The 25,569-nt window shown below is 61.4% G+C and carries 23 protein-coding genes and 4 pseudogenes; 17 read left to right on the top strand and 10 right to left on the bottom strand.

Annotated features, from left to right (window positions below; translation table 11 throughout):
• Positions 1–168: 168 nt before the first annotated feature.
• Entirely contained in the window at positions 169–537 is a 369-nt protein-coding gene (locus P1U75_RS07480) for a helix-turn-helix domain-containing protein (RefSeq protein WP_300241614.1), read from the bottom strand.
• A 137-nt stretch (positions 538–674) separates the two neighbouring features.
• On the opposite strand from P1U75_RS07480, the gene P1U75_RS07475 reads away from it, so the two are divergent.
• The 5 genes from P1U75_RS07475 (at position 675) to P1U75_RS07455 (ending at position 4,676) form a co-directional block, all read left to right on the top strand.
• Positions 675–1,079, top strand: a complete 405-nt coding sequence (locus P1U75_RS07475; protein WP_300241613.1) for a DoxX family protein — start codon at positions 675–677, stop codon at positions 1,077–1,079.
• Positions 1,080–1,207: 128 nt separating this feature from the next.
• Positions 1,208–1,966 carry a class III extradiol ring-cleavage dioxygenase gene (locus P1U75_RS07470; protein ID WP_300241610.1) on the top strand — a complete coding sequence of 253 codons (759 nt, stop codon included), beginning with the start codon at positions 1,208–1,210 and terminating at the stop codon, positions 1,964–1,966.
• Positions 1,967–2,022: 56 nt separating this feature from the next.
• Positions 2,023–2,922: an NAD(P)H-binding protein gene (locus tag P1U75_RS07465; protein ID WP_300241607.1), complete on the top strand. Its 900-nt coding sequence runs from the start codon at positions 2,023–2,025 to the stop codon at positions 2,920–2,922.
• 10 nt (positions 2,923–2,932) lie between these two features.
• Entirely contained in the window at positions 2,933–3,568 is a 636-nt protein-coding gene (locus P1U75_RS07460) for a glutathione S-transferase family protein (RefSeq protein ID WP_300241605.1), read from the top strand.
• A 64-nt stretch (positions 3,569–3,632) separates the two neighbouring features.
• Positions 3,633–4,676, top strand: coding sequence for an LLM class flavin-dependent oxidoreductase (locus tag P1U75_RS07455; protein ID WP_366914989.1), 1,044 nt, complete (start codon positions 3,633–3,635; stop codon positions 4,674–4,676).
• Here the strand turns inward: P1U75_RS07455 and P1U75_RS20605 are convergent.
• The 6 genes and pseudogenes from P1U75_RS20605 to P1U75_RS07430 all read right to left on the bottom strand — a co-directional run bounded on the left by P1U75_RS20605 (position 4,567) and on the right by P1U75_RS07430 (position 11,658).
• Positions 4,567–4,887: a transposase gene (locus tag P1U75_RS20605; RefSeq protein WP_366914990.1), complete on the bottom strand. Its 321-nt coding sequence runs from the start codon at positions 4,885–4,887 to the stop codon at positions 4,567–4,569. The two genes, P1U75_RS07455 and P1U75_RS20605, sit on opposite strands and share 110 nt — an antisense overlap.
• 266 nt (positions 4,888–5,153) lie before the next feature.
• A pseudogene (locus tag P1U75_RS07450) lies at positions 5,154–6,000 on the bottom strand (transposase); the annotation flags it as partial.
• Between the two features lie 154 nt (positions 6,001–6,154).
• Entirely contained in the window at positions 6,155–9,196 is a 3,042-nt protein-coding gene (locus P1U75_RS07445) for an efflux RND transporter permease subunit (RefSeq protein WP_300241603.1), read from the bottom strand.
• Between the two features lie 36 nt (positions 9,197–9,232).
• Positions 9,233–10,381 (bottom strand): efflux RND transporter periplasmic adaptor subunit, encoded by a 1,149-nt coding sequence (locus tag P1U75_RS07440; protein ID WP_300241600.1) that lies wholly within the window; start codon positions 10,379–10,381, stop codon positions 9,233–9,235.
• On the bottom strand, positions 10,368–10,922 hold the full coding sequence (locus P1U75_RS07435) for a TetR family transcriptional regulator (protein WP_300241598.1): 555 nt from the start codon (positions 10,920–10,922) through the stop codon (positions 10,368–10,370). The genes P1U75_RS07440 and P1U75_RS07435 overlap by 14 nt, the downstream gene beginning before the upstream one ends.
• Before the next feature lie 322 nt (positions 10,923–11,244).
• On the bottom strand, positions 11,245–11,658 hold the full coding sequence (locus P1U75_RS07430; RefSeq protein WP_300241596.1) for a TetR/AcrR family transcriptional regulator: 414 nt from the start codon (positions 11,656–11,658) through the stop codon (positions 11,245–11,247).
• An 83-nt stretch (positions 11,659–11,741) separates the two neighbouring features.
• Here P1U75_RS07430 and P1U75_RS07425 point away from each other — a divergent pair, with 83 nt between their 5' ends.
• The 6 genes from P1U75_RS07425 (at position 11,742) to P1U75_RS07400 (ending at position 18,490) form a co-directional block, all read left to right on the top strand.
• Positions 11,742–12,617, top strand: a complete 876-nt coding sequence (locus tag P1U75_RS07425; RefSeq protein ID WP_300241594.1) for an NmrA family NAD(P)-binding protein — start codon at positions 11,742–11,744, stop codon at positions 12,615–12,617.
• 22 nt (positions 12,618–12,639) lie between these two features.
• Positions 12,640–12,921, top strand: coding sequence for a hypothetical protein (locus P1U75_RS07420; protein ID WP_300241592.1), 282 nt, complete (start codon positions 12,640–12,642; stop codon positions 12,919–12,921).
• Complete coding sequence (locus tag P1U75_RS07415) at positions 12,918–13,130, top strand: hypothetical protein (protein ID WP_300241590.1); 213 nt, start codon at positions 12,918–12,920, stop codon at positions 13,128–13,130. The genes P1U75_RS07420 and P1U75_RS07415 overlap by 4 nt, the downstream gene beginning before the upstream one ends.
• Before the next feature lie 282 nt (positions 13,131–13,412).
• Complete coding sequence (locus P1U75_RS07410) at positions 13,413–14,645, top strand: HlyD family efflux transporter periplasmic adaptor subunit (protein WP_300241588.1); 1,233 nt, start codon at positions 13,413–13,415, stop codon at positions 14,643–14,645.
• Complete coding sequence (rbbA, locus tag P1U75_RS07405) at positions 14,642–17,383, top strand: ribosome-associated ATPase/putative transporter RbbA (protein ID WP_300241586.1); 2,742 nt, start codon at positions 14,642–14,644, stop codon at positions 17,381–17,383. Before P1U75_RS07410 ends, rbbA begins: the two co-directional genes overlap by 4 nt.
• A 3-nt stretch (positions 17,384–17,386) precedes the next feature.
• Positions 17,387–18,490: an ABC transporter permease gene (locus P1U75_RS07400; RefSeq protein WP_300241584.1), complete on the top strand. Its 1,104-nt coding sequence runs from the start codon at positions 17,387–17,389 to the stop codon at positions 18,488–18,490.
• Positions 18,491–18,521: 31 nt separating this feature from the next.
• Here P1U75_RS07400 and P1U75_RS07395 read toward each other — a convergent pair whose 3' ends face one another.
• Positions 18,522–18,980 (bottom strand): universal stress protein, encoded by a 459-nt coding sequence (locus P1U75_RS07395; protein WP_300241582.1) that lies wholly within the window; start codon positions 18,978–18,980, stop codon positions 18,522–18,524.
• A 96-nt stretch (positions 18,981–19,076) separates the two neighbouring features.
• Between P1U75_RS07395 and P1U75_RS07390 the strand changes: the two genes are divergently transcribed.
• The 3 genes from P1U75_RS07390 to P1U75_RS07380 are packed head-to-tail and all read left to right on the top strand — an operon-like array spanning position 19,077 to position 22,231.
• A complete protein-coding gene (locus P1U75_RS07390) occupies positions 19,077–19,541 on the top strand; it encodes a MarR family transcriptional regulator (protein ID WP_300241580.1) in 465 nt (154 codons plus the stop codon).
• Entirely contained in the window at positions 19,534–20,694 is a 1,161-nt protein-coding gene (locus P1U75_RS07385; protein ID WP_300241578.1) for an HlyD family secretion protein, read from the top strand. Before P1U75_RS07390 ends, P1U75_RS07385 begins: the two co-directional genes overlap by 8 nt.
• Positions 20,681–22,231, top strand: a complete 1,551-nt coding sequence (locus tag P1U75_RS07380) for a DHA2 family efflux MFS transporter permease subunit (protein WP_300241575.1) — start codon at positions 20,681–20,683, stop codon at positions 22,229–22,231. Before P1U75_RS07385 ends, P1U75_RS07380 begins: the two co-directional genes overlap by 14 nt.
• A 228-nt stretch (positions 22,232–22,459) precedes the next feature.
• Here P1U75_RS07380 and P1U75_RS07375 read toward each other — a convergent pair.
• Positions 22,460–22,807 (bottom strand): annotated as a pseudogene (locus P1U75_RS07375) (helix-turn-helix domain-containing protein); the annotation flags it as partial.
• A gap of 118 nt (positions 22,808–22,925) precedes the next feature.
• On the opposite strand from P1U75_RS07375, the gene P1U75_RS07370 reads away from it, so the two are divergent.
• The gene (locus tag P1U75_RS07370; protein ID WP_300241573.1) at positions 22,926–23,186 is read left to right on the top strand and encodes a hypothetical protein; all 261 of its coding nucleotides are present in this window, start codon (positions 22,926–22,928) and stop codon (positions 23,184–23,186) included.
• Between the two features lie 8 nt (positions 23,187–23,194).
• Here the strand turns inward: P1U75_RS07370 and P1U75_RS07365 are convergent.
• Positions 23,195–23,704: pseudogene (locus P1U75_RS07365) on the bottom strand (transposase); the annotation flags it as partial.
• On the opposite strand from P1U75_RS07365, the pseudogene P1U75_RS07360 reads away from it, so the two are divergent.
• Both P1U75_RS07360 and P1U75_RS07355 read left to right on the top strand, forming a co-directional pair.
• Positions 23,703–23,981: pseudogene (locus P1U75_RS07360) on the top strand (SMC-Scp complex subunit ScpB); the annotation flags it as partial. The pseudogenes P1U75_RS07365 and P1U75_RS07360 overlap by 2 nt on opposite strands.
• Positions 23,982–24,074: 93 nt before the next feature.
• Complete coding sequence (locus tag P1U75_RS07355; protein ID WP_300241571.1) at positions 24,075–25,364, top strand: ATP-binding protein; 1,290 nt, start codon at positions 24,075–24,077, stop codon at positions 25,362–25,364.
• Positions 25,365–25,569 lie beyond the last annotated feature (205 nt).

The following is a 25,569-nucleotide window of genomic DNA, read 5'->3' as shown; positions in this document are numbered from 1 at the left end:
TTGTCACGGGAGCGTCACGTACTGTTACCCGACAGGTGATTTGCAACGTAAATCTGCCGAGAGGGCACTCAAGCCGTCAGCGCGGCAATACAGCGATCGCAGGCTTCGATCGCGGAGTTGAGCCGGCAGCAGGTCAGGCTTGGATGGACCACCAGACCGTCGAATTGATCATTCTGCAGCAACATCACCCGTTTCAAACGCCCCTTCGGATTGCCATCGTTGCGCGATTTCACCTAAGGATTCGAGCACTTGGCGCAGATCGTCACCTCGCTCAGTCAGACCATAGGTAACCGCGGGTGGGATCGTTTGAGTCTGATCGCGCCAGATCACTCCGGCCGCCTGCAACATTCGCAACCGCTCCGTCAGCACACGGGTTGAAATTCCCGGCACTGCCCGTTTCAGCGCCCCAAACCGCTGTGGCCCAACATCGTTTAGGACCCAAAGAATATAAGTTGTCCACGGCCCCATCAGCAGGCGCAGAATGGAGTCCATGGGACATGCGGGCGGTATTTTCTGTTTCATTTTGAGGTTCTCCATGGGTAGTTACTTTTACGTGCCTACTTTCCTTTAAAAACTAAGGCGCATTATAATACTAGAGTGAAAAGCAAAACCTAGCAAGGGTAGCCCATTAGGACGAATGCCCGGGCAATTTGTACGAAATAAAGGACGTCTAGATGAGCGACAAATCTGCGAAAATTACGTACTGGGCTGCAACCGGGCTGGTTGCATTGGTCTATCTGGGCGGAGCGGCATTTTACATCACCGCGCATGACATGGTTGCGGGAATGTATGAGGGCCTGTTGAAATATCCAACCTACATAATATGGCCGTTGGCCATGCTGAAGATCGTGGCGGCCGTAGTCATCCTTTGGCGCCCGTCAACGTTTCTGTCCGATTTCGCCTATGCGGCGATGTTCTGGCACCTGTTGCTGGCCGCCTCGGCGCATATGGCTGCGGGCGATCCGGGCTGGCCGCCGGCGATTGTTGCCTTGATTGCGCTGATTGTGTCGTTCCTGACGCAAAACCGGGTGCGCGAAAAGAAATCGCCCTACGGTGATTTGCTGAAGCGCGCCGCGTAACCGGATTTTCCGACGGCCATATGCCGGGCGGGCCACCACGCTCTGCCCATAAAACAAGCGAAAGGATGCAGTACATGGCCCGAATGCCCACGATGTTCCTTCCACACGGTGGAGGACCATGTTTTTTCATGGACTGGGACCCGCCAGAAACCTGGAACCGTCACCGCGAGTTTCTTGCTGATGTTCCGGCATCTTTGCCGGAAACCCCCAAAGCGTTGCTGGTGATCTCAGGGCACTGGGAAGAGCAGCAGTTCACGGTACAGAAAAACCCGGCCCCGCCGCTGTTATTCGATTATGGCGGATTTCCGCCCCACACCTACGAGCTGACCTGGCCCGCGCCCGGCGATCCGGTGCTGTCAGACAGGGTGCAGGAACTGATTGAGGCGGCCGGTTTTCCCTGCCTCATTGATGAGGCGCGCGGTTACGATCACGGCGTGTTCATTCCGCTAAAGGTGGCTTTTCCGCGAGCAGACATTCCTTGTGTACAGCTTAGCTTGCGTTCCGATCTTGACCCGGCTGCACATATTGCGGTCGGGCGGGCACTGGCGCCGTTGCGCGACGAAGGCATTCTGATTATCGGGTCAGGCAACACCTATCACAACATGCAAAAGATGATGCGCGCGATGCGGGGCGGCGCCACCGATGCCGTTAACGGGCAGGAATTTGACCGCTGGCTAAGCGATGCGGCCACCCGTACCGATCCGGCAGAGCGTGATCAAATGCTGGCACAATGGAACGCCGCCCCCGGTGCCCGCGATGCAAACCCGCGAGAGGAACATCTGATTCCGCTGCATGTGGTCGCTGGGGCAGCCCTTGCCGACAAAGGATTGAAAACGTTGGAGGATCACGTGCTCGGAGCAGTCGAAAGCGCGTTTACCTTCGGCTGAATCCCATCCGGCGCTTGAACATCCAGATCCAACCCCGAAAAATCGAGGAAAACCCAATGACAAACGTCCAAAACGGCCCTTTCATTGTAACCGGCGCATCCGGTCAGCTTGGCCGCCAGGTCATCGACAACCTGCTTGCCGCCGGTGCCGGCCCGATCATCGCCGTTTCCCGCTCGCCGGAAAAGCTGGCCGATCAGGCCGACAAGGGCGTCGAAGCCCGCAAGGGCGATTTCAATGATCCCGCTTCGCTGACTGCGGCTTTTGCCGGTGGCAAGCGTCTGCTGATCATCTCGACCGACGATCTGGAACCGGGCATGCGGCTGGCGGCGCACAGCAACGCCATCAAGGCGGCCAAGGCGGCGGGCATCAATCATATCGTCTATACCTCGCTGACCAACCCGGTCGAAGAAAGCCCGATCACTTTCAGCGGCGACCATCGTGACACAGAAACGATGATCAAGGACACCGGTGCAGGCTACACCATCTTGCGCAACAATCTTTATACCGATCTGATTCTGATGGGCGGAGGTCAAAGCATCGGCATGGGTCAGCATTTCGCCGCCGCCGCTGAGGGAAAGACCGGCTATGTCACCCGCGCCGATTGCGCCCGTGCCGCCGCCGCGGCGCTGATGCAGGAAACCGGGTCCAGCGTTCTGGACATCACCGGCCCCGAGGCGATCACACAGGCCGACGTTGCCGCCATCCTGTCGGAAGTAGCCGGTAAGGAAATACCCTATATCGCGATCCCGACCGAGGATCTGGTGCAGGCGATGATCGGTGCCGGCATGCCGGAATTCATGGCGCGGGTGTTTGCCTCATTCGACACGGCAATGGCCGAAGACTATCAGGATGTCGCCACGGGCGATCTGGAAAAGCTGACCGGTCAGGCCGGGCAGTCGGTGCACGATTTCTTGATTGCCAACAAGGCGGCCCTTCTGGCCCCGCCGCAGCAATAAGGAACCGATCATGAAGCTTTACAACGCCAATTTCTCGCCCAATGCCTTGCGGGTGCGCGCCGTGGCCCTTGAATTGGGCATCGACCTTGAGATCATCGAGGTCGATTTACGCGGCGGTGGCAACCGCACTGATGAATTCCTGTCAATGAACCCCAACGCCAAGATTCCGGTGTTGGTGGACGGGGATTTTGTGGTCTGGGAATCGCGCGCCATCAATTCCTATCTGGCCAGCAAGAAGCCCGAGCGCGGTCTTTACCCCGACGACCCCAAAGCCCGCGCAACGGTGGATCAATGGCTTTACTGGCAGACAATCCACCTTGGCCCCGCGATGCAGAAACTGTCGTTTGAGCGGTTTCTGAAGTCAAAATTCGGCATGGGGGACGCGGATCAAAACGTCATAGACGCCGAGTTGAAGAACGTCGATCAGTTTCTGGCTGTGCTGGAAATCGGCCTTGCGGGCAAGGACTGGATCGCAGGCGATCTTAGCGTTGCGGATTTCGCGCTGGCCTCGACATTCATGTACCGAGTGCAGTCCGACATCTCGCTTGACGATCTGCCGAATGTCGCATCCTGGATCGAACGGCTTGAGGCGCGCACGTCGTGGAAAGATGCGTTTGCCCCTGTTCTGGCCTTGTTCGGCGGCTAGGCTTCACAAAACTATTTGCGAGGGCGAACCATTCGCCCCCGCCCCCTGAAAAGAAGGCTATATCGTGCAAGTCGGAATATACACATTTGCGGAATCGGGCATAAAATCAGGGGCTGGCCGGGATGGCAACATCAGCCCGTCCCAAAGGTTGCGCAATCTGGTCGACGAAATCGTGCTGGCCGATCAGGTCGGGCTGGATTGGTTCGGCGTTGGCGAACACCACCGCCCCGACTATGCAGTTTCAAATCCTGCCGTGGCGCTGGCGGCGGCGGCAACACAAACCAAAAACATCCGCCTTTCTAGCGCTGTCACTGTGCTGAGTTCCGATGACCCTATCCGCGTCTTTCAACAGTTTTCCACGCTGGACAACCTGACCCAGGGGCGCGCCGAGATCATGGTCGGGCGCGGTGCCTTTGTTGAATCCTTTCCCCTGTTTGGTCACGCGCTGGATGACTACGACGACCTTTTCGCCGAAAAGCTCCAGCTATTGATGGCTGTGAACGATGCGGAGCACGTAAGTTGGCCCGGCACAAAGCATTTGCCAGCGGTCGATCATCAGGGCGTCTATCCCCGCCCCTATCAGGACAAGCTACCGATCTGGCTGGGTATCGGGGGAACCCCACAATCGGCGGTGCGCGGCGGAAAACTTGGCCTGCCGCTTGCGCTTGGCATAATTGGCGGGGAACCCGTGCGCTTTGCGCCTTTGTTCGATCTTTACCGCGCTGCCGCCACCAAGGCCGGGCACGACCCGGCCAGCCTGGAAACCTCACTGAATGTGCACGGGTTTGTGGCTGAAACCAGCCAGGCCGCTCGCGACATTTACGGCTGCCCGCATAACGAGGTCATGACCCGACTTGGCGCAGAACGCGGATGGCCCCCGGCAACCCGTGAACAGTTTGATACCATGAGCGGCCCCGGCGGCGCGTTGTTCGTTGGCGGCCCCGCAGAACTGACCGACAAGATCCTCGCCCATCATGAAATTTTCGGCTTTACACGGATTACCATTCAGATGGCGATCGGGCGGCTCGATCAGAAATCCCTGATGAACGCGATCGAGATCCTAGGAACCAGCGTTGCGCCAGATGTCCGCAAGGCTTTGAAGTCATAACCATATTTTCTAGAAAAGTTGAAAATGTTTGAACTGAAACACCGCATACGTTGGGTCGGATGCCATACCGCGCGGCCACCGCATTGACAGTGTTGCCCGACTCCAGCCTCTCCGATACCGCCTGCGCCTTGGCGGCATCGGTCCAGCGACGGTGCCCAGAGGCGTAGACCTCAACGCCCAGAGATCTGAGAACCGAATTTGTCGCGCACATTGCGAAACGCACTCTCCATCTTGAGATGGGTATCACCTCGCACCCGAAGCCACGGGCGGCAACGTGGGGTGGGACCGCCGCTTACTGTTCTCCCGGTTTGATGGACGATTACAGGCATAGAGATTCCTTTCCTTAAGCGGTGGTCCTTTAGCAGGGTGCTGAAATAGTCGCCGAACAGGGACGGTTTCCCTTTGTCTGGGATGTCCCCCTGAACGCAATGCGTCGTCGGCGCGAAGGTCATGTGCGCCTGATGCCTGCTTTCGGCTTCATGCGGCCAGCAACCGGAGCAGTCGGGCGAGATTGTTGGCGGCCATTGTCAGGAGAAGCGGGATCGCACCCGTTCGACGCCGCGATACATCGTCTGGGCCATACCGCCGACGGTCTTGGCCCAGAAGAAGGCCTCTTCGATCCGCTTTCGGTGCTTCAGGGACAGGGCATAGCCCTTGTGCCGGGTGGTGCGCCCATCAATCGCCGAATACCGCGCTTTTTGCGCGACATGGGGTGTCACGCAGGCCTGTCGCAGATCAGTGACAGGCCCGGCGGCGTCATATCCCCTGTCTGCCCCGAGGGTCGGCTTGCGGGTCGATCCCGGGGAGTGGAGATGAACCATGCCGAGCGCAGCACACCGTTCGGCATGCTCGATGTCGAGCTCCGCGCAGAGACGGTCAAAATCATGATTCCCGGTCGCGGCGCGACGGCGCAGGCCGAAGAGGCGGTCAGTGACCTCCTTGCCGTAGCCCGTTGGGAAGAAGCGCCGCTGAGAGGTTATGGTCACGCGCGCAGCCCAAAAATAGCGCAGCGGGTGGCGCGGTCGATTGCGACGAAAAGATAGCGGCGGCGGTCCTCGTCCGCCATCTGCGGCAGGTATTTGACGTCGACATGCAGGTAACCGGGCTCGTAGGCCTTGAACGGCTTGTGGGCGGGCCGCGGCGCGGCCGGCTTCAGGTCGCGCAGATTGCCCACGCCATGCCGACGAAGGCATCGATCCAGCCCCGAGCGCGAGACGTTCGGATTGAGGACCTCGCGGACAACGGCCAGCAGGTCATCGAGTGGCAGGAGCAGCGTCTTGCGCAAGGAAACCGCCACAGCCTCCTGCGCCGACGTCAGCGTCGTCTGCTTGTGATGAGAGATCAGCATGTCATGTCCCCGTCCCGAACCTCGCGCAGGATCGATCTTGCCACGAACAATGCAGACCGGCGAGGGTCTATGTGATCGACCGGGATGGGACAGCTAGGGAATGCGGGTTCGTTGTTAATTCGTGCCATTTCTATTGCGGACGAATACGGAAGAGGAGCGCATAGAGCACCGGCACGGCGACCAGCGTCAGCACCGAGGCAAATGCAAGACCGCCCATGATGGTCACCGCCATTGACGCGAAGAAGGCGTCCGGCAAGAGGGGGATCATCCCGAAGATCGTCGTGCCGGCCGCAAGCACCACAGGGCGAAGGCGGCTGACCGACCCATCGACAACCGCCTTGTAATCCGGAACCCCCTCCGCGCGTTGCAGGTCGATCTCTTCAACAAGAACAATGGCGTTCTTCATCAGCATGCCCGAGAGCGACAGGAAGCCGAGCAGGGCCGTGAAGGTGAACGGCAATCCCGTGAACAGCAGACCCAGGACCATGCCCGTCACGGACATCGGTACGACAAGCCACAGGATCAAAGGCTGGCGGACCTTGTTGAACATCAGGATCGAGATTGTCAGCATCACGAGAAAGCCCAGGGGAAGCTGTTTGCCGAGGCTCTCCTGGGCCATCTGAGCACTCTCATATTCGCCCCCCCATTCCATCGCGTACCCGTCGGGAAGCGGGATTGCCTCGATCTCAGCCCGGACACTTCGAAAGGCTTCGTCCGCAGTCAGGTCGCTGCGCGCACCGCCAAGGGCGCTGATTGTCCGCTCGCGGTCGCGCCGGTGGACAAGCGCCTCGACAATGCGTGTTTCGAAACTTTCCACGAGGTTGGCCATGGGCACGTAAGACCCCGCCCCATCGGACCACACGGACAGGTCCCGAAGTCGGTCAATCCCGTCGCGTTCGCTCTCGGGGAGGCGGAGATGGATCGGGATCACCTCGTCGTCCTCGCGCAGCTCACCAACCCGCAAACCGGACGATCCGTAGCGGATGGTGTCCGCGATCGCGCCGCGCGTCGCACCGGCCAGCCGCATACGCGATTCATCGACGACAGGTTCGACGAGAATCTCCCGCTGTCGCCAATCGGTGCGCGGATTGGTGATCGTGCCGGTATCCTCGTAGATTCGCATCGCGTCATCCGCGAGCTGACGCAGGATGACCGGATTGGGACCGGAGAACCGAACCGCCACATCGGCACCGGCCGGCGGTCCGAACACGATCTCTTCGACACGGATCAGAGCGTGGGGGAATTCGGCGGGCAAATCCCGGTTCAACCGGCGCGCGATGGCCGGGATCGCCTCGGCGTCGGCCACCCGGACGATAAGCTGACCGTAGCTGGGATCCGCCTGTTCGGGATTGTATGTCAGCATGAAGCGGCTCGCGCCGCGCCCCACAAGCGTTGTCACATCCGTCACGTTGTCCTCGGCCAGAAGCATTTGCTCCAGCCGCCTCATCTCATCGTCGGTGACGTTGATGTCGGTCCCCTGCGGCATCTGAACCTCGACGTAAAAGATCGGGGTGTTCGAAGCGGGGAAAAAGGCCTGCTTGACCTGTCCGAAGGCCATGACAGACCAGACGGTAATTCCCACGATTATCAGGACGACCAGTACCCGGCTACGCAGAGCCAGCCAGAGAAACCCGCGGTACATCCCGTAAAACGGGCCCTTGTACGGATCGTCCGAGGCCTCTTTGGGCGCCCGAAGCAGCAGCTTGCCAAGATAGGGCGTGACGGTGACGGCGAGCGCCCAGCTCATCAGCAGCGAGATCGCGATCACCGCAAAGAGCGAGAACAGGAACTCGCCGGTCGCGTCGGGCGACAGCCCGATGCCGGAAAAGGCCATGATCCCGATAACTGTCGCGCCGAGCAGCGGGATCGACGTGGCGGTTTCCGTCTCGGCGGCGGCATTTTCAGCGGACTTGCCGCGCGCCACACCGATCACCATGCCCTCGGTGATGACGATGGCATTGTCGACCAGCATCCCCATGGCGATAATCAGGGCGCCGAGGCTGATCCGTTCCATCGCGATGCCAAAGACCGACATGAAGAAAAGCGTCGAAAAGACGGTCAGTCCGAGCGTCGCGCCCACCACAAGGCCCGCGCGCCAGCCCATGGTCAGCATCAGAGCGGCGACGACAATACCGACCGACTGTCCCAGACTGACGAGGAAGCTCGAAACCGCCTCGTCCACGACCGCGTGCTGTTCGTAGATCGGAATGACCTCGACCCCCTCCGGCAGCGCGGCCTTGAGCCGCTCCAGCCGGGCAGAGACCGCCTTGCCGACCTCAACCACGTTGCGGTCTGTCAGGGCCGAAACGCCGAGGGTAAAGGCCGAGGCTCCGTTCTGGCGAATGACCTGGCTGGGCTGTTCGGCCTCCTCGCGGGTCACATGGGCGATATCGTAAACCGCCACCTGTCCGACCTTTCCCGCCACGCCGAGCCGAAGCTCCCCGATCCCTTCGGGGCTGACATAGCCCGGTGGGACCGACAGGCTGACCCGGGCCGGGCCCTCGGTTATCTCGCCGTTGGAAAACACCTGGTTTTCGTCGGCGAGAATGCCCAGGATCTGGTTCGGCGGGAAACCCAGTTCCGTAAGACGCGACGACGGGATCGAGATGTTGATCACCTCTTCGGCAAGACCCTGAACCTCGACCTTGGCAACGCCATCGACTGTGACCAGCCCGAGCCGCAGTGTCGTTGCCAGATCGCGCTGGTCCGATGGGCTCAGGCCCTCGCTCGTCACCGCATAGAACATGCCGTAAACGTCACCGAAATCGTCGTTGATGATGGGCGGTTGCGCGCCTGCGGGAAGGTCCCCTTCCACGTCGCTGATGCGGCGGCGCATCTCGTCCCAGACCTGCGGGATCTCGTCCGGACCATAGGTCATTTCGATCTCGACGGTGATCTGGGCCATGCCCGGCATCGACTTCGATTCCACCCGGTCGAGCTGCTTCATCTGCTGAAGCGCGTTCTCGACGACGTCTGCGACCTCTTCTTCGACCTCTACGGCCGTGGCGCCGGGATAGGGCACAAAGACCAGCGCCGTCTTGAGGGTGAAGCTGGGGTCTTCGAGGCGACCCACCGTGTTCAGCCCCCAATAGCCGCCGACAAGGCAGAAGATGATGGCGAGCCAAACCGCCACAGGACGCTTGATGCTCGCGCGTGAGATACTGAGTGCCATGGGCCTATCCGGGTCCTGCCAAAAGAATACGGGGGATCAGTGACCCGAAACCGTCACTGTCTGATTGTCCCTGAGTCGCCACCAACCGCCGGAAACGACCAACTCGTCGCCCTTCAGGCCGTCCAGAACGACGATCTCGTCATTGATCGGAAGACCCAACCGGACCGTCCTTCGCGCGACCTGGCCGGACTGGTCTTCATAGATCCAGATGGACGGCTCGGTTCGACTTGTCGTATCCACTGCCGAAACCGGCACGATGACCGATTGCTGGTGATCTCCTTCGGCTGCAATGGAGATGCGCACTTCCGCCGTCATGCCGGGCAAGAGGCGGGGATCGATATCACCAGTGATTGCAAATTCCACATCATAGGTCTGCGCCGTCGGATCCGCATCGGTCGCAAACGAGCGAAGGACAAGCGGCGCGGTGTAACCCGGAACTGCGGGAAAACTCGAAACGATGTCGAAGCCGTCGGGCGCCGAACGCGCAATAGCTGCAAGTTCTTCAGGCAGTGAAATCATGATCCGCGTCTCGCTGACATCTTGCAGGCGCGCGACGGGCGCGGCCGAAGTGACGTTGACGTATTCTTCAACGAAGGTACGCGCTACGATCGCGTCGAATGGCGCTACGATCCGGGTCTGGGACAAGCGCCGCCTGGCCTCGCGAAGCGCAACGTCTGCCTGTGCGAACTGGGCCCGCGCCGTATCGAGGCGCGCATCGGCTGCGACCCCTCGCTCGGCGAGACTATTCGCGCGCTCAAACTCGGATTTCGCAAGGTCAAAGGAGGCCTGAGCCCGGTCTACGGCAAGGTCGAAATCGGCTTGATCGAGTTCCGCAATCACGTCGCCCTCGCCAATTCTGTCGCCCGGCTCGACGTAAAGCGAAATGATCTGCCCTGGCACCTGAAACGCAATGTCCACCGTGCGGGCAGGTTCGACACGGCCAGCAACCGCGCGGGATTGATTGATGACGCGGCTGAGTGCACGGGTCACTTCGACCGTGACCGGTCGATCATATTGCGGTGCTTCGGTCGCGTCGGGATCCGATTCGCCGCCATACATTTCCGTTTGGGCAAATACATCGGTCACGGCCACCGGAAGGAACGGCACAGCCAGGGCCGCCGTAGCCACCAGCACAATGACTGAAGCGATCCGCTTCCAATTTCGGTTCTTACTATTCGAGTTCATCGATTATTGTCCTTAGTCGTTCGATGACGCCTTCTCTAATATCCGCGCCGCCGTCCGGAAGGTTCAGAAGCATTTGGAACCGCAGCCCCTGGATCGCCAGGACCGCAATCATCGCATCCGGAGAGCCCTTCGCATCGGACAGGATACGCTCAAGGTCACAAGTCAGTTCAGTCCGGAGCGGATCGAGCAGCCGCGGATCCGATGCAGCAGCCGCGAGTATCGCCATGGACAGATCATCGTCCAGGTCTTGCGATTGCAGGACAGTTTCGAGATGTCCACGTAGAGTGCGTGCCGGCTGCCGCTCCGGGACTTTTGCCAATGACTCCCGGTGCGCCGCTAACATCTGATCCAACAGGCCGGAAAGCAGAGCCTTCTTCGTCGGAAAGTTGTAGAGCACTCCGCCCTTGCTGAGGCCCGCTTCTTTTGCGACCGCCTCGATAGTTATCTTTCCCGCCCCCTCACGCGCGGCGATCGCGCGCGCCGCCTCGAGAATTTTCAGAGACGCGTTTCTTGGTTCCGCCGAGTGCTTCCGCATCGTCATCTCTGTACCGTCCGGTCGGTTAAGTTCCGGCGACGGATAGACTGCATAGGCACCTGCGTCAAGCGTTCGGTCAGATCTGCTCTGAGCAGGGATACCGCAGCCTCCATGTTAGCATCTGCAAGCGGGTAGTTGGCTCCTTCACTCCAAGCTAATAACCGCCGAATATATCTCTGGAAACGCGTCAACCGCCCTCTTGGAATGCTTCACCGCATCGATCGGCTGGCCGACGGCTAACATTCGCGGCATGATGTCGCCGGAAACAGACAGATGGATAAACTGACTTGCGGCGCTTTAAGCGTCGTGAACTTTCAATGACCCCGCTTCATGGAGGCCTTGAAAGACTTACCCGACAATTCTGGTGGCCCGCTTGGGACCCGCGTCCATATATTTCGCCCGCCTCGGGCAGTGCCGCAACCGCGCCGATGCAGGTGCGCAAGAGACAAATCCAGCCATCATCCAAGACCAACTCGATCATGCGCCGTGAGAGCTCCTCCAGGACGGCTCGCGGTGCATTGTCGCCTGAAAGCGGCCGGGAAATCCCGGCCGAAGGCCTGTCACATCCAGCCTGCACAACGCTTAGAAAGAGCATGTTTTTGCCGGGAAAGTGGGCGTAAAGCGTCGCTTTAGACACCTTGGATTCCTCGGTAATCACATCGACGCTGGCTCCTTCGAAGCCACACCTCAGAAAGACCACCTTGGCTCCGCTCAGCACATCGGCAACTTTACTTTGCCTCATGCCAATCACCTGATGCCAAATCGTGATATCGAACGCGCTGTGTCACATGTCTTGCCTTCCTCAAAGCTTGCACACTCGCGCATTTGCCGAGTTGGCGCATTCAAACAGCCCCCAATTCATCGTCTGCAAAGACACCCTCAGGCCCCAGGCGCGCGGGGCCGCACCCATCGTCGCAATCACCCGCACACCGAACAAGCTCGCCGCGTTGCTGGAACGGGGGGGTCGACGTCAGGGCCGGTGATTTCAATGACCCGGCCACGCTCGGCACGGCCTTTGAGGGCGGCGGTCGGCTGCTGATCATCTCGACCGACGATCTCGAGCCGGGCAAACGGCTCGCCGCGCATGGCAACGCCCTCTCCGCCGCCAGGGAGGCCGGTGTGTCGCACATCGTCTACACCTCCCTGACCAACCCGGACGAAAACAGCCCGATCGAATTTGCCGCAGATCACCGCGAGACCGAAGCCTTGATCACCGAGACCGGCATCCCTCATACAATTCTGCGGAACTGCCTCTATGCCGATCTCTTGCTGATGAACGGGCAGCAGGCTCTCGGCGCGGGCGCGCTTTACGCTGCGGCGGGCGACGGCAAGGCGGGCTATGTGACACGCGCCGATTGCGCGCGGGCCGCCGCCGCCCTTCTGGACGAGTCCGGGTCGACAGTCCGCGATGTCACAGGGCCCGAAACCGTCGCGCAAACCGAGATCGCCGCGACCCTGTCCGAGATTGCGGGGAAAGAAATCCCTTATGTCCCGATCAGCCGTGACGCTCTGATGTCCGCAACGGTCGGGAATGGCCTGCCCGAATTCATGGCGGATGTGTTTTCGTCCTTCGACGTGGCCATCGCCGAAGGGTACCTGGATGTCACGACCAGCGACGTTGAGGCGTCAACCGGGCAAAAACCGCAATCGGTCCGCGATTTTCTGCTGGCCAACACAGCTGCTGTGACCGGCCAAGGATAACCAGATTTTCGGAGACACTGTCATGCTGAAGATACCGCCACGCATTGGGCCAGGGCCCGTCACCACGCCCTGCGCTCCGCATACGCAGATCAGTCAAAATCCCGAGCCCGAATTCCATCGGGCATTCAAGGACAGGGCCTTTGATTTTCCCTTTGTCACCCGCCAGCCATCGCGGATATCGGTTCCGGGTGTCGAGGCGTTGTGCCTCAAACATGGGCACGGCAGCAGCTGCCGCGAGGCTTTCATGATCGGTAATGAGTTCGCCCATATCCACACCCGCCGGAAGACGGAAGCCTGCACATGATGCTGCCGGAGGGTACGGTGCCGCAGACCGCCGAACTGGACCGGGCAGAGCCACACCCGATGGCCGCGGCGGGCATAATCCCTTCAACCGCGGTCATGGTCTACGCGCCAAGAGAAAATGCGGAAATCGACATCATTCTCGGGCTCTTGCGCCTGTCTCATGAGTTTGCGTGCGGGAAACTCGGGCTGGTCGACAACGTCGTTCTCTAGCGGGACGAACCCAACAGCACCCGTTGCGGGCTCCTGATCCGGTTTCAGCCTGACAATCTGCAGAAGAGGCCGGCCCCCGACCGGGTTTGGGTGTGGGCCATACGACCCGGACGCGAACCGGGCGCGAAACCCTGGAGATAGCAGCGGTGGGAAACCGCGCCGCATTGCCGAGCTCTTCGGAAACCTGTTAAAAACATGGAACATTCGAAGATTGGAATGAAACGTCCGGTTTCGTCAGGCAACACGCGATAAGTCGTCAATCCATCAGACAGTGTTCACGATGTGAGCACGGGCAAGTCCCAATGCGACGCCGAAGGGCAAGATGAGTCCGACCACTCAAGCAGGGCTGATCGACGCATTTACAAGATCAGGTGCAGAAAGTTTAATGGTGAAGTGATCGTTCGAAAATTTCACGAAATCCGGCCCATAACAGCAATCGAGCAATATATGACAAACACCAGATTTCTTCTCTTCACAGCGATTGCCGTGGTCGGCGGGGTACTGGGTTTCCTGGTCTGGCAAGACAACGGCAACGGCGCGGTCCCCGAGGGCTTCGCGCGCGGCAACGGACGCGTCGAAGCGGTCGAAATTGATGTGGCCTCGAAACTTCCCGGACGGATTGAAACGATTCTGATACGAGAGGGCCAACTCGTCGCGGCGGGGCAACCGCTGGCCGCGCTTGACATTCGTCAGCTGAAAGCCAGCCGCCATCAGGCAGAGGCGGAACTGCGCCGTGCCGAGATCGCGGTCGAGAACGCGCGGCTGACGATCCAGCAGCGTCAGGCCGAAGTCCGCGCGGCAGAAGCGGTTCTGGCGCAGCAGAAATCGGCCCTCGATGCCGCGCAGCGCCAGTTCGCCCGCTCGGAGGCGCTGGCGGGAAACAGTGTCGCGTCCGAGCGGCAACTCGATATCGACCGCTCGAACGCGCTTGGTGCCGAGGCCGCTGTCGCCTCGGCCGAGGCGATGCTGGCGGCGTCGCGGATCGGGGTGTCCGCGGCCGAAGCGGCAGTGGTCGGGGCCGAGGCAGCGGTAGCGGCGGCAACGGCGACGATCGAAGTAATCGACGTACAGATCGAGGACAGCACACTGAAGGCGCCCCGGCCAGGACGGGTGCAGTACATCGTTGCACAGGCGGGCGAAGTGATAGGTGCCGGCGGGCGCGTGATCAACATGATCGATCTCAACGACGTGTACATGACGTTCTTCCTGCAGACCGCCGCAGCTGGGCGTGCCGGACCCGGGGCCGAGGTTCGCCTGATCATGGATGCCGCTCCGGACATCGTTATTCCCGCCGAGGTCTCCTTTGTGTCAGACGTGGCACAGTTCACTCCGAAAACGGTCGAGACCGAGATCGAGCGCGAGAAGCTGATGTTCCGGGTCCGCGCTCGGATCGCGCCGGCGCTGCTGGAGAAATACCTCGACTACATCAAGACCGGTCTGCCCGGCGTTGCCTGGGTGCGGCTGGATCCCGCGCTCCCCTGGCCGGAGGCCGCTGACGGAAGGGTGCTGGAATGACGGCTTCCCAGCCTGTGGTGCGGGCGGAGGGGCTCACGCTTCTCTATGGCAAGGTCAGGGCCCTCGACGATGTGTCGATCGACCTGCCGGCGGGCTGCATCGTCGGCCTGATCGGACCCGACGGGGTGGGCAAATCCAGCCTTCTGGCGCTGATCGCCGGGGCGAAGAAGATGCAGACGGGGCGGCTTGACGTGCTGGGCGGCGACATGCGCCGGGCGGGCCACCGTGCCCGGATCTGCCCGCGGATTGCCTATATGCCGCAGGGGCTGGGGCGCAATCTTTATCCCACGCTCTCGGTGCGGGAGAATGTGGACTTCTTCGGCCGGCTTTTCGGCGAGAGCCAGGACGAGCGCGACAGGCGGATCGCCGATCTGCTGGAGGCGACAGGCCTCGCGCCCTTTGTCGACCGCCCGGCAGCCAAGCTCTCGGGTGGCATGAAACAGAAGCTGGGCCTGTGCTGCGCGCTGATCCACGACCCCGATCTGCTGATCCTGGACGAGCCGACAACGGGCGTCGATCCGCTGTCGCGGCGTGAATTCTGGGCTCTGATCGCGCGTCTCCGCGCGACGCGACCGGACATGAGTCTGATCGTCGCCAGTGCCTATCTGGAGGAGGCTGCCGAGTTCGATCATTTGGTCGCCATGGATAACGGCAGCGTGCTTGCCGCTGGCAGCCCCGAAGAGATCCTGAACCGCACCGGTGCCGCCGACCTTGACGAGGCTTTCATAGCACTTCTTCCCGTGGAAATGCGCGCCCGGCACCACGATCTGACCGTCCCGCCACGTGACCCCGCAGCTCGCGACGGCTACATCGTCGAGGCCGAAAACCTGACGGTCCGATTCGGAGACTTCACCGCGGTCAAAAACGTGAGCTTTCGCATCGGAAAAGGAGAGATATTCGGCTTTCTCGGGTCAAACGGATGCGGCAAGACGACAACGATGAAGGCGTTGACCGGGCTGGTGGAACCTGCCGAAGGAACCACGCGGATCGACGGGCGAACGGTCGATGCACGCGACATGGCCACGCGCAAGCGCATCGGCTACATGACGCAATCCTTCTCGCTGTATTCCGAACTAACGGTTCGTCAGAACCTCGATCTTCACGCACGGCTTTTCGACATGGCATCCGCCGAGATCGCGCCCCGTATCGCCGAGCTTGCGCAACGGTTCGATCTTGAGGAGGTTCTCGACAGCTTGCCACTGCGACTGCCGCTGGGAATCCGTCAGAGGCTGTCGCTGGCCGTGGCGCTGATTCACCGCCCGGAGGTGCTGATCCTGGACGAGCCAACCTCAGGCGTCGATCCGGTGGCGCGCGACAACTTCTGGCAAGCGCTCGTGGACCTGTCCCGAAAAGACGGTGTGACGATCTTCATCTCCACCCACTACATGTCCGAGGCCACGCGCTGCGACAGGATTTCGCTGATGCACGAAGGCCGCGTGCTTGTCAGCGACACGCCCGAAGCCGTCCGCGAAGGCGCAGGCGCGGCGACGCTGGACGATGCCTTCATCCATCACCTGGAACTTGCGCAAAGCGAGAGCGGCAAGCCTGCGGCCACGCATCGGGTGGATCTCGGCGCCGAGGTTTCATCTGCGCCACAGCGGCGACGCAGACAGTTCAGCCTTGCCCGGCTCCTGAGTTTTTCCTGGCGCGAGTCGTTGGAACTGCGCCGCGATCCGATCCGCCTGACGCTGGCAAGTGTCGGCAGCGTGATTCTGATGATCGTGCTGGGATACGGCATTTCGATGGATGTCGAGGATCTCAGGTTCGCGGTGCTCGACTTTGACCAGACCATCGCCAGCCAGTCCTATGTCAACGACCTGGCCGGGTCGCGCTACTTCGACGAACAGCCACCTCTCGTCGACCATGCCGACATCGACCGGCGGATGCGCGCGGGCGAAATCAGCCTGGCGCTGGAAATCCCGCCGGGTTTCGCGGCAGATGTCGAACGCGGACGCCCCGTTGAGATCGGGGCCTGGTTCGATGGCGCCATGCCGATGCGTGCGGACACGGTGCGCGGCTATGTCCAGGGAATGCACGTTCACTGGCTGACTGATCAATTGCGCCAAATCTATGGCGATGACGCGGTCGCCGGCAGCTACAGCCTGGAAATGCGCTATCGCTACAACCCCGATGTCGAAAGCCTGGCGGCCATGGTGCCTGCGGTGATCCCGCTCCTGCTGATGCTGATCCCGGCGATGCTCGCGGTCCTGTCCGTCGCGCGCGAAAAAGAGACTGGCTCCATCGTGAACCTCTATGTCACCCCGGCCCTGCGGCTGGAATTCCTGCTGGGCAAGCAAGTGCCCTACGTTGTGCTGGGCTTTATCAACTTCCTGCTGCTGCTGGCGCTGGCGGTGTTTGTCTTCGGAGTGCCGGTCAAAGGCAGCCTTCTGGCGCTTTCGGCGGGGGCTCTGGTCTATGTCATCCTGTCCACGGGGCTGGGCCTGCTGATCTCGGCCTTCACCCGCAGCCAGGTCGCGGCGCTGTTCTTTACCGCGCTGGCCACCCTGATCCCGGCCACTCAGTATGGCGGCATCATCGACCCGGTCTCGTCACTGGAAGGCATGGGTCGCGTGATCGGCGAGGTTTTCCCGACGAGCCATTTCGTCACCATCTCGCGCGGGGTCTTTGCCAAGGCGCTGGGTTTCGGCGATCTGGCCGCATCCTTCCTGCCGATTCTGCTGCCGGTGCCGGTGCTTGTGGCGCTCGGGACGATCTTCGTGCGCAAGCAGGAGGCCTGAGCGATGCGCCCCAAACATGTGCTGTACCTAGCGGTCAAGGAGCTTCGCGGGCTGTTGCGCGATCCGCTGCTCCTGGCGCTGGTGTTCTATGCCTTCACCCTGGACATCTACTCGCACGCCACCGCCATGCCCGAGACGCTGAACCGCGCCACGATCGGCATCGTGGATGAGGATGCCTCGCCCCTGTCGCGGCGGATTGCGGATGCGTTCCTTCCGCCCTATTTCGTGACGCCCGACCACATCGACATGGCCGAGATGGATGCGCGCATGGATGCTGGGATCGACACATTCTCGCTGGTCATCCCGCCGGATTTCCAGAGCGACCTCGTGGCGGGAGCCCGGCCCGAGTTGCAGCTCAACGTCGATGCGACACGGGTCAGCCAGGCCTTCACCGGCGCGGGCTATGTCCAGGCGATCGTCGATCAGGAAATCACCGGCTGGACCGGGCAGGAGGCCGTTGTGCCGGTCGATCTTGCGCTGCGCGCCCGCTTCAACCCGGCGCTGGACCCGGGCTGGTTCGGCGCGCTGACGGCGGTGATCAGCGCCGTGACCATGCTGTCGATCATCCTGTCGGGGGCCGCGCTTATCCGCGAGCGTGAGCACGGCACCGTCGAGCACCTGCTGGTCATGCCCGTCAGCGCGGCCGAGATCATGACCAGCAAGGTGCTCAGCATGGGCGGTGTGGTGCTGGTGGCGGCGGGGCTGTCGCTGATCTTCATGGTGCAAGGGGTTCTGGGGGTGCCGGTGGCGGGATCGGTGACGCTGTTTCTGGTGGGTGCGGCGCTGCACCTGTTCGCCGCCACCTCGCTGGGAATCCTCCTGGCAACGATCTCGGGCTCGATGCCGCAATTCGCCATGCTGCTGCTTCTGGTGCTGCTGCCGCTGGAAATCCTGTCGGGTGGCATGACGCCGCGGGAATCGATGCCCGAGGTGGTGCAATACGTCATGCTGGCGGCGCCCAACACTCATTTCATCGCGCTTGCACAGGCGGTGTTGTTTCGTGGTGCGGGGCTCGCGGTGGTCTGGCCGCAACTGCTGGCGCTGGCGGTGATCGGGTCAGCGATGTTCGCCTACGCCTTGCGACGGTTCCGCGACTTCCTGCGGTAACCCCGCGTAACCGCTTCCTGGCTACACTTCTTCAGCCGTTGCGGAAAAGCTCTGAATCCTCGACGACCTTTTGTGCCAGAAGAAGGCTGCATTTTAGCGAGTCGCCCAGCCCGGCAGCGACCGATCGGCTCATCCAGCGCGTCCAGATGCCTTGCTGGTGATGCCCGACGACGACCAGATCGGCCCCGGTTTCGGTAGCGACACTTGTTATTTTCGCGACAGGATCGCCGAACTCCATGCGGACCTCAGGTGCCAGCCCCATGGCGGAAAGCCTTTGGCGACCTTCGTCGAGGATCTCCTTGAAATCGGCTTGCTGGTGGGCAAGCGCGCCGGAATCCGCACCCTGCGCCAGCGCGTTGCCCGCGCCCGTCTCGACCACCGCCAGCAGGATCACCCCGGCACCTGTGACTTGCGCAAGCCGCGCCCCTTCGCGCAGCGCCAGCCGCCCCTCGCGCGAGCCATCGAAACACAACAGAATCTTGGCATACATCGGCGGGTCTCCGGGACAGGAATGGCACTTGCAAGATAAGTGATGCCATACTAATTAGGCTTGCAACTATTTGCAAGCTGATGAAAAGCGAAAACGATGCAGACCGACTCCGACAAGACCGAGCCTCTGGAGGCTTTCGCACGTTCCATGGCGGCGGCGTCACGCATATGGAGGCGGTATCTTGACCTCCGGTTCCGCGATCTCGACCTGTCCCAGGCAAGGTGGAACGTGCTGTTCGAGCTTTCGCGGCATGAAGAGGTGACGCAGGTCGAACTGGCGCACAGCCTGGGGATCGAGGCGGCGACGCTGGTCCGCCTGCTGGACGGGCTTGAAGGCGCGGGTCTGATCGAACGCCGACCTTCCGCCAAGGACAGGCGGGCCAAGACACTCCACCTGACAAAGGCTGCGAGCCCTCTCATCGTCAGGATGGAAGAGATTTCGGCGGCGAGCCGGGCAGAAATTCTTGAAGGCATTTCCCGGCAGGATCTGCGCGTTGCAACAAAAGTTCTGAGCCGCATCGCGGCCAGATTGGAGATTTTGAACAGTGGTCAAAATGGATGACATAAAGGCGGAGGCAGCGATTACGGACGAGGCTGCCGCGGACAAACCGGCACCGCCGCCCCCGCCCAGGCGCCGCCGCACAAGATGGACCCGACTGATCGTGATCGGCGCCGTAGTCGCCGTTTCCGTTTGGCAGGCCGCCCCGTGGCTGGCCGCGCGGTTCACGCAGGTGCATATCAACGACGCGCGGATCGCAGCCAAGGTCGTCACCGTATCCAGCGAGGTCGCCGGACGGATCACGGCGATGCCGGTGCTCGTCGGGGACACCGTCGAAAAAGGTGATCTTGTCGCCGCAATCGACCGCGCATATTCGCAGCCACAGCTTGATGCCGTCCTGTCGAGGCTTGCCGCAACCGAAGCGCAACTGGCAGAGCTTCGGGCACGCAAGGTGTTGCTCAAGAAACAGCTCTCCGCGCGACGGGACGCGGCCCTGGCCGGCATAGCTGCCGCAGATGCAAACCATGAGGCATCGCTCGCCGTATTGACGAACGCCCGGACCCGTCACGAGAGGGCGATCAAGCTTGCCGAGCAGAACATCACGTCGCAGCAAACCCTCGACGAGTCCCGGGCGGCACTGGACACCGCCGCCCAGCAGGAGCGTGCCGCTTTCGCGGCGATCGAAAGCGCGCGGGCCAGTCTGGCCATCGTCGAGGCCGACGGAGAGCAGTTGAATGTGCTGGAGTCCCAGATTGCGTCCGTTCTTGCCGGACGTGCGGGCACCGAGGCCGACCGCAGCCTGAAGGAAATCGACCTCGCGCATCGCACGATCGTGGCCCAGTTCGACGGCATCGTCGACGGGACCTTTGTCGATGTCGGCGAATATGTGACGCCGGGGACGCGCATTGCGATGTACCACGAGCCGGATGACGTCTGGATCGACGCAAATGTCAAGGAGACCGATTATGACAGGATCCACGTTGGATCGACGGCGAGCATCACCGTCGACGCCTTTTCGAGCCTGACGTTTGAGGGCGAGGTGATCGGCATGGGCGGGGCGGCGACCAGTCAGCTTGCGCTACTGCCCAGCCCCAACCCCTCGGGCAATTTCACGAAAGTGACCCAGCGCCTGCCGATCCGCGTGTCGATCGACGCCGAAGGCACCGAACTCAGGCCCGGCATGATGGTCGAGGTTTCCGTCGATGTCACAGATTGACCGATATTTCGAGCGTTACGGCCCGGCCTACAAGTGGTTGGCAACCGGCACGATCATGGTCTCGACCATTTCGGTCGTATTGTCCACGACGATCGTGAACGTCGCCATCCCGGCGGTGATGGGGGCTTTCGGCATCAGCGCGGTGCAGGCACAATGGATCTCGACCGGATTTCTGGCGGCCATGACCGCCACGATGCTGCTGGCCGACTGGACCAACCGCGCCTTCGGGATGCGGCTGACGATGAACGCCGCAATGGGCGTGTTCCTTGCGGGTTCGGTTCTTGGGGGCCTCGCGCCGAACGAGACCGTGCTGACGCTGGCCCGCGTGGTGCAGGGGGCGGCGGCGGGGATCGTGCAGCCACTGGCCATGATCATGCTGTTCAAGGTCTTTCCGCCCGACAAACGCGGCGCGGCCATGGGGATCTATGGCGTTGGCGTCGTGCTGGCTCCGGCTCTGGGCCCCTGGATCGGCGGCGTGCTCATGGATGCCTTCGACTGGCGCTTCGTCTTCTACCTGGGCCTGCCCTTCGCCGGCGTCGCCATCCTTATGTCGAACCTGTTCCTGCCCGGTCGCGAAGAAAGCGGGCCGATTCCGGCTTTCGACTTTATCGGGGTGGCGATCCTGTCGGTCTTTCTTGCCGTACTGCTCAGCACGCTGTCGAACGCGCAGCGGCTTGGATGGGAGTCCAACATCATCCTGTCGGGTTTCACGATTTCCGCTGTTTCGGCCATCGCCTTCGTCGCCTGGGAGATGAGCACCTCCAAGCCTATGCTCGACATGCGGCTTTTCGCGAATTTCGCCTTCTCCTCGGCCTCGGTCGTTGCCTTTATCATGGGGGCTGGGCTGTTCGGCTCTACCTATCTGCTTCCGGTCTTCGTGCAGCAGATCCAGGGGATGACGCCCACGCAGGCCGGCCTTCTTCTGATGCCTTCGGGCTTTGCGATGCTGCTGGTCTTTCCCATCGCCGGGCGATTGTCCGACAAGGTGCCTGCGCCGATCATGATCGGCATCGGCATGGCGGTCTTTGCCGGGTCCTCCTGGCTGATGGCAGCTGTAAATGTCCATACGGCCTTCTGGACGCTCGCCTGGTGGACGATCCTCTCGCGCGTGGGGCTGGGTCTCGTGTTCCCCGCCATTTCGTCGGGAGCGCTCAAGGTTCTGCCGCCGGACCTTCTCGGTCAGGGTTCGGGCGCGTCGAACTTCATCCGGCAGCTTGGCGGCGCCTTCGGGGTGAACCTTCTGACCGTGTTCATCGAGCGGCGCACAATCATGCACGCCGATGCCTTTGCCGCGACCCAGACCAGCGACAACGCCACGACGATGGAACTCCTGCGCGAGGTCACCGGCTTCCTGCACGTCTCGGGACTTCCCGACTCTCAGCTTTTGCCCGCCGCGGCATCGTTCCTGGGACAGACCGTGATGATCCAGTCCTCGAACGCGGCCTTTCAGGACGGCTTCTTGATCGTATGCGGTATATTCCTGCTCGCGCTGGTCCCGACCTGGTTCATGTGGCGTGCTCCTGCTTCTGGAACCTAGACGCAATGGTCGCCTGGCGAGCCGACCGGGCCTGTGGCCTCTCGTCCGGCATTTTGCCGACGAGGGTTGCCCCGGGTTGGCTGGCCGTGCCGTCTCGTCACCAAACGCGCCGGCGCGATACTGGCGCCATCATATCGTCAGCATGGAGTGCGACAGGGCATGCCGCCGAGCCGTTGCTGGCCCTGTCGCTGGCCCTGCCCCGAAAAGCGCTCCTCCACAAATCGTCCTTCAGCTTTTGACAGACCACATTCGGAACCGTCCTTGTCCTGTCATTTCGCGGATCAACCCCTGAGCCTCCATCCACGTAAGATTGCGCTGAACGGCGGCTCGACTGGCGTTTGACAGGTCTTGCGCCATGGGTGCCGAGACCAGAGGCCATTCGGTGAATATTACTCGCAAGGCTGACGGCGTAAGGCCTGAAAGTTGCGCCATGACGTTTTCCGCCCGCGCAGCCCAGGCTTCAATGCCGTCGAGATGCCGCATCGCTGCCAACGCGGCGGCGTCCATTCCATCGAGCCAACGGGCCAGGCGTTCGGATGGGAAGCCCGATGCGCGCATGCCCCCTGCCCCGTGCACCGTGCACCGTGCACCGTGCACCGAGGTGGAGTCGTCGAACGCCTGCTTGGGAAAGCGAACACCGCGTTACGCGCCTTGCCCGGGAAGACTGGGCTTTCCATCGCGGACCGGGGCGATTATGCGCTCGGACGAGCGCGCACGGCTCAGCGTCGCGGATCTTGGACGCTGCATCACGCTCGCGATTATCGACCATAACCTGAGCCAGAATGCGCGCAAGCTGACCGTCCCAGCAATAGAGTGGGAAGATCGGTTCCAGCCGAAGGGCCGACCGATCGATGCGCCTGTCGATGTGCTGCTCAATTTCCTGCTGCGCAAAACGCGGAAAATTTCACCTCATGGTCACATCCGTCAAGCTGGTGTAATTTCCCAGATGGCCTGAGGTCATGATCAGGCGGCCTGAGTTGAAAGGCTGAGAATGGGGTCAGTCTCCTCTGCGTCGATTTCGGCGAAGGCCTCGACCATCATGTAGCGACTGGCGGTCTGCCATTCGTCGTTCTGCTCGAAGAGCACAGCACCGATCAGCCGCGTGATGGACGCCTCGTTCGGGAAGATCCCCACGACGTCGGCGCGGCGTTTGACTTCCTTGTTCAGGCGCTCGATTGGGTTTGTGCTGTGTAACTTGGTGCGGTGCTGCCGTGGAAAGGCCAAGTAGGCCAGGACGTCGTGCTCGCTTTCGTCCATGAGGTCGGCGAGCTTGGGCCATCGTGCGCGGAGTCGGTCTGCCACGCGGCGCCAAGTTTCCCCGGCGGATGCGCGGTCGGGCTGATCGAAGGCCTGGCGGATCGCGGCCGCAACGACTGTGTGCTGGCCACGTGAGACGTGCGCCAAGGCGTTGCGCATCCAGTGGACGCGACACCTTTGCCATGTCGCTTCGAAAACCCGCTCGATGGCTGCCCTGAACGAGTTCGACGTCGCGGTGCTGGCCGCTATCGCCTACCATCAACCGATCACGCGCGACGGGCTGAAGGACATCTTCGGCAAGGAGATCAGCCGTGACCTGATCGGTCGGCTGCATGCGCGCGGGCTGATCGGGACCGGGCCACGGTCCCCTCGCCGCGGTGCACCCTATACCTATGTCACGACTGAGCAGTTCCTTGTCGCGTTCGACTTGGAGAGCCTTGCAGATTTACCAGAGCGGGAACTGCTCGACGATGCAGGGCTTGGTGTTGCGTGATGAGAGTGATGGGTGTTTGGTGAAGCCCCTATGGAGCATACTGTGAAAGTTCTAATGGACATTTCGTGAGACGGCTGATAGGCATCTCGTGAAATGAGTGAAATCGATGAATACCTTCCACGACATCTGACGCCTGAACTGAAGGAAGCTTTGGCAACTGCACGCGTTGTAAACCTTGTCGGACCGCGCCAAGTCGGTAAAACGACCCTTGTTCGGGACCTGTTTAAGCAAGGTCGTTTCATCACACTGGACGATACGGCGATCTTGGCGGCAATGGAGGCTGATCCTGAAGGTCAGCTGACGAGCCTTTCGGAAGAACAGCCTGATGCACTGGTGATCATCGACGAGGCTCAAAGGTCTCCGAAGCTTGCTCTCGCCATCAAGAAGATCGTCGATCGCAATCGCCGAAAAGGACAGTTTGTCCTGACGGGGTCGTCCAACGTCTTCACGACGGCAGAGGTCGCCGACTCGCTGGCGGGCCGGATGCAGACGCTCAAACTTTGGCCACTGACGAGTGCCGAGGTCAATCGGGTGCCAGCCAGCCGACTGATCGATTGGGCGATGCAGTTGGCCCCAAAGCTGCCGCAGATCTCGGATCCAGCGCACCTGGGACGCAAAGACTATGTCGACCTGATCCTCATGGGCGGATACCCCGAAATCCGCGCGCTGCCACTCCGATCACGGCAGCGGCAATATCGCGATTATATCGATGCGGTGGTGGATCGGGACGTGGCGGATGTCATGCCGGTTCGGAAGCCCGATGCACTTCGGTTCCTGATCGATCAGATGGCGGCCCGGACGGCGCAGGAGATCAACACCTCCGAACTTGCGAAACTGGCAAAGCTCAAGCGCGAGACGGTGGATCAATATCTCGACATCCTGATGCGGCTCTCGCTGGTGACCAAGCTGAGCGCGTGGATGCCGGGCGAGAGCAAGCGGGATATCAAGCAACCGAAGTTCCACTTCGTGGATACCGGAATTGCCAGTGCACTTCGCCGATTGAACGACAGATCGTTTGACATCGGCAACAGCCCAGAAGCCCTAGGTGGTCTTTTGGAGAGCTTCGTTGTCGGCGAGTTGCAGCGTGCTTTGCCGATGCAGGACGAAGACTATCGCCTCTATCATTGGCGCAGCGCGGACCGTCGAGAGATCGATATTCTGATCGACGGCGGCCATCGGTTGGTTGGGATCGAAGTCAAGGCAGCGACCACGGTTGCCGCCGACGATTTCAAGCACCTGAAATGGTTCGCCACCGATGGGCCAGGAAAAGGTCGCAGCACCGTAGGGATCGTATTTTACCTCGGGCAGGAAAAGCTGACCCTGGGAGGGGGCAACTTCGCACTGCCGCTCAGCTCGCTTTGGGCGTCGGTGACCTTGACCTAAACAAGCTCAGACTTTGGCAGGAGCCGCAAGCTCCACAAAGGTGCACGTGCTTGGGCGTTGATGATGTGACCGCCGCCCGACGGCATCGATGTGCCAAGGTGGGTCTATGAGGATCGACAAAGGAGAGCGGTCATGTCAGAGATTATCACGGTCGGGCTCGATCTGGCGAAGAATGTGTTTCAGGTCCACGGGGCAGATGCAGCGG

It is taken from the genome of Antarcticimicrobium sp., from assembly GCF_029212575.1.
In the GTDB taxonomy this organism is placed as follows: domain Bacteria; phylum Pseudomonadota; class Alphaproteobacteria; order Rhodobacterales; family Rhodobacteraceae; genus Antarcticimicrobium.
The sequence above is the reverse complement of the archived record's forward strand: the minus strand, read 5'-3'. Positions and strand labels throughout refer to the sequence as shown.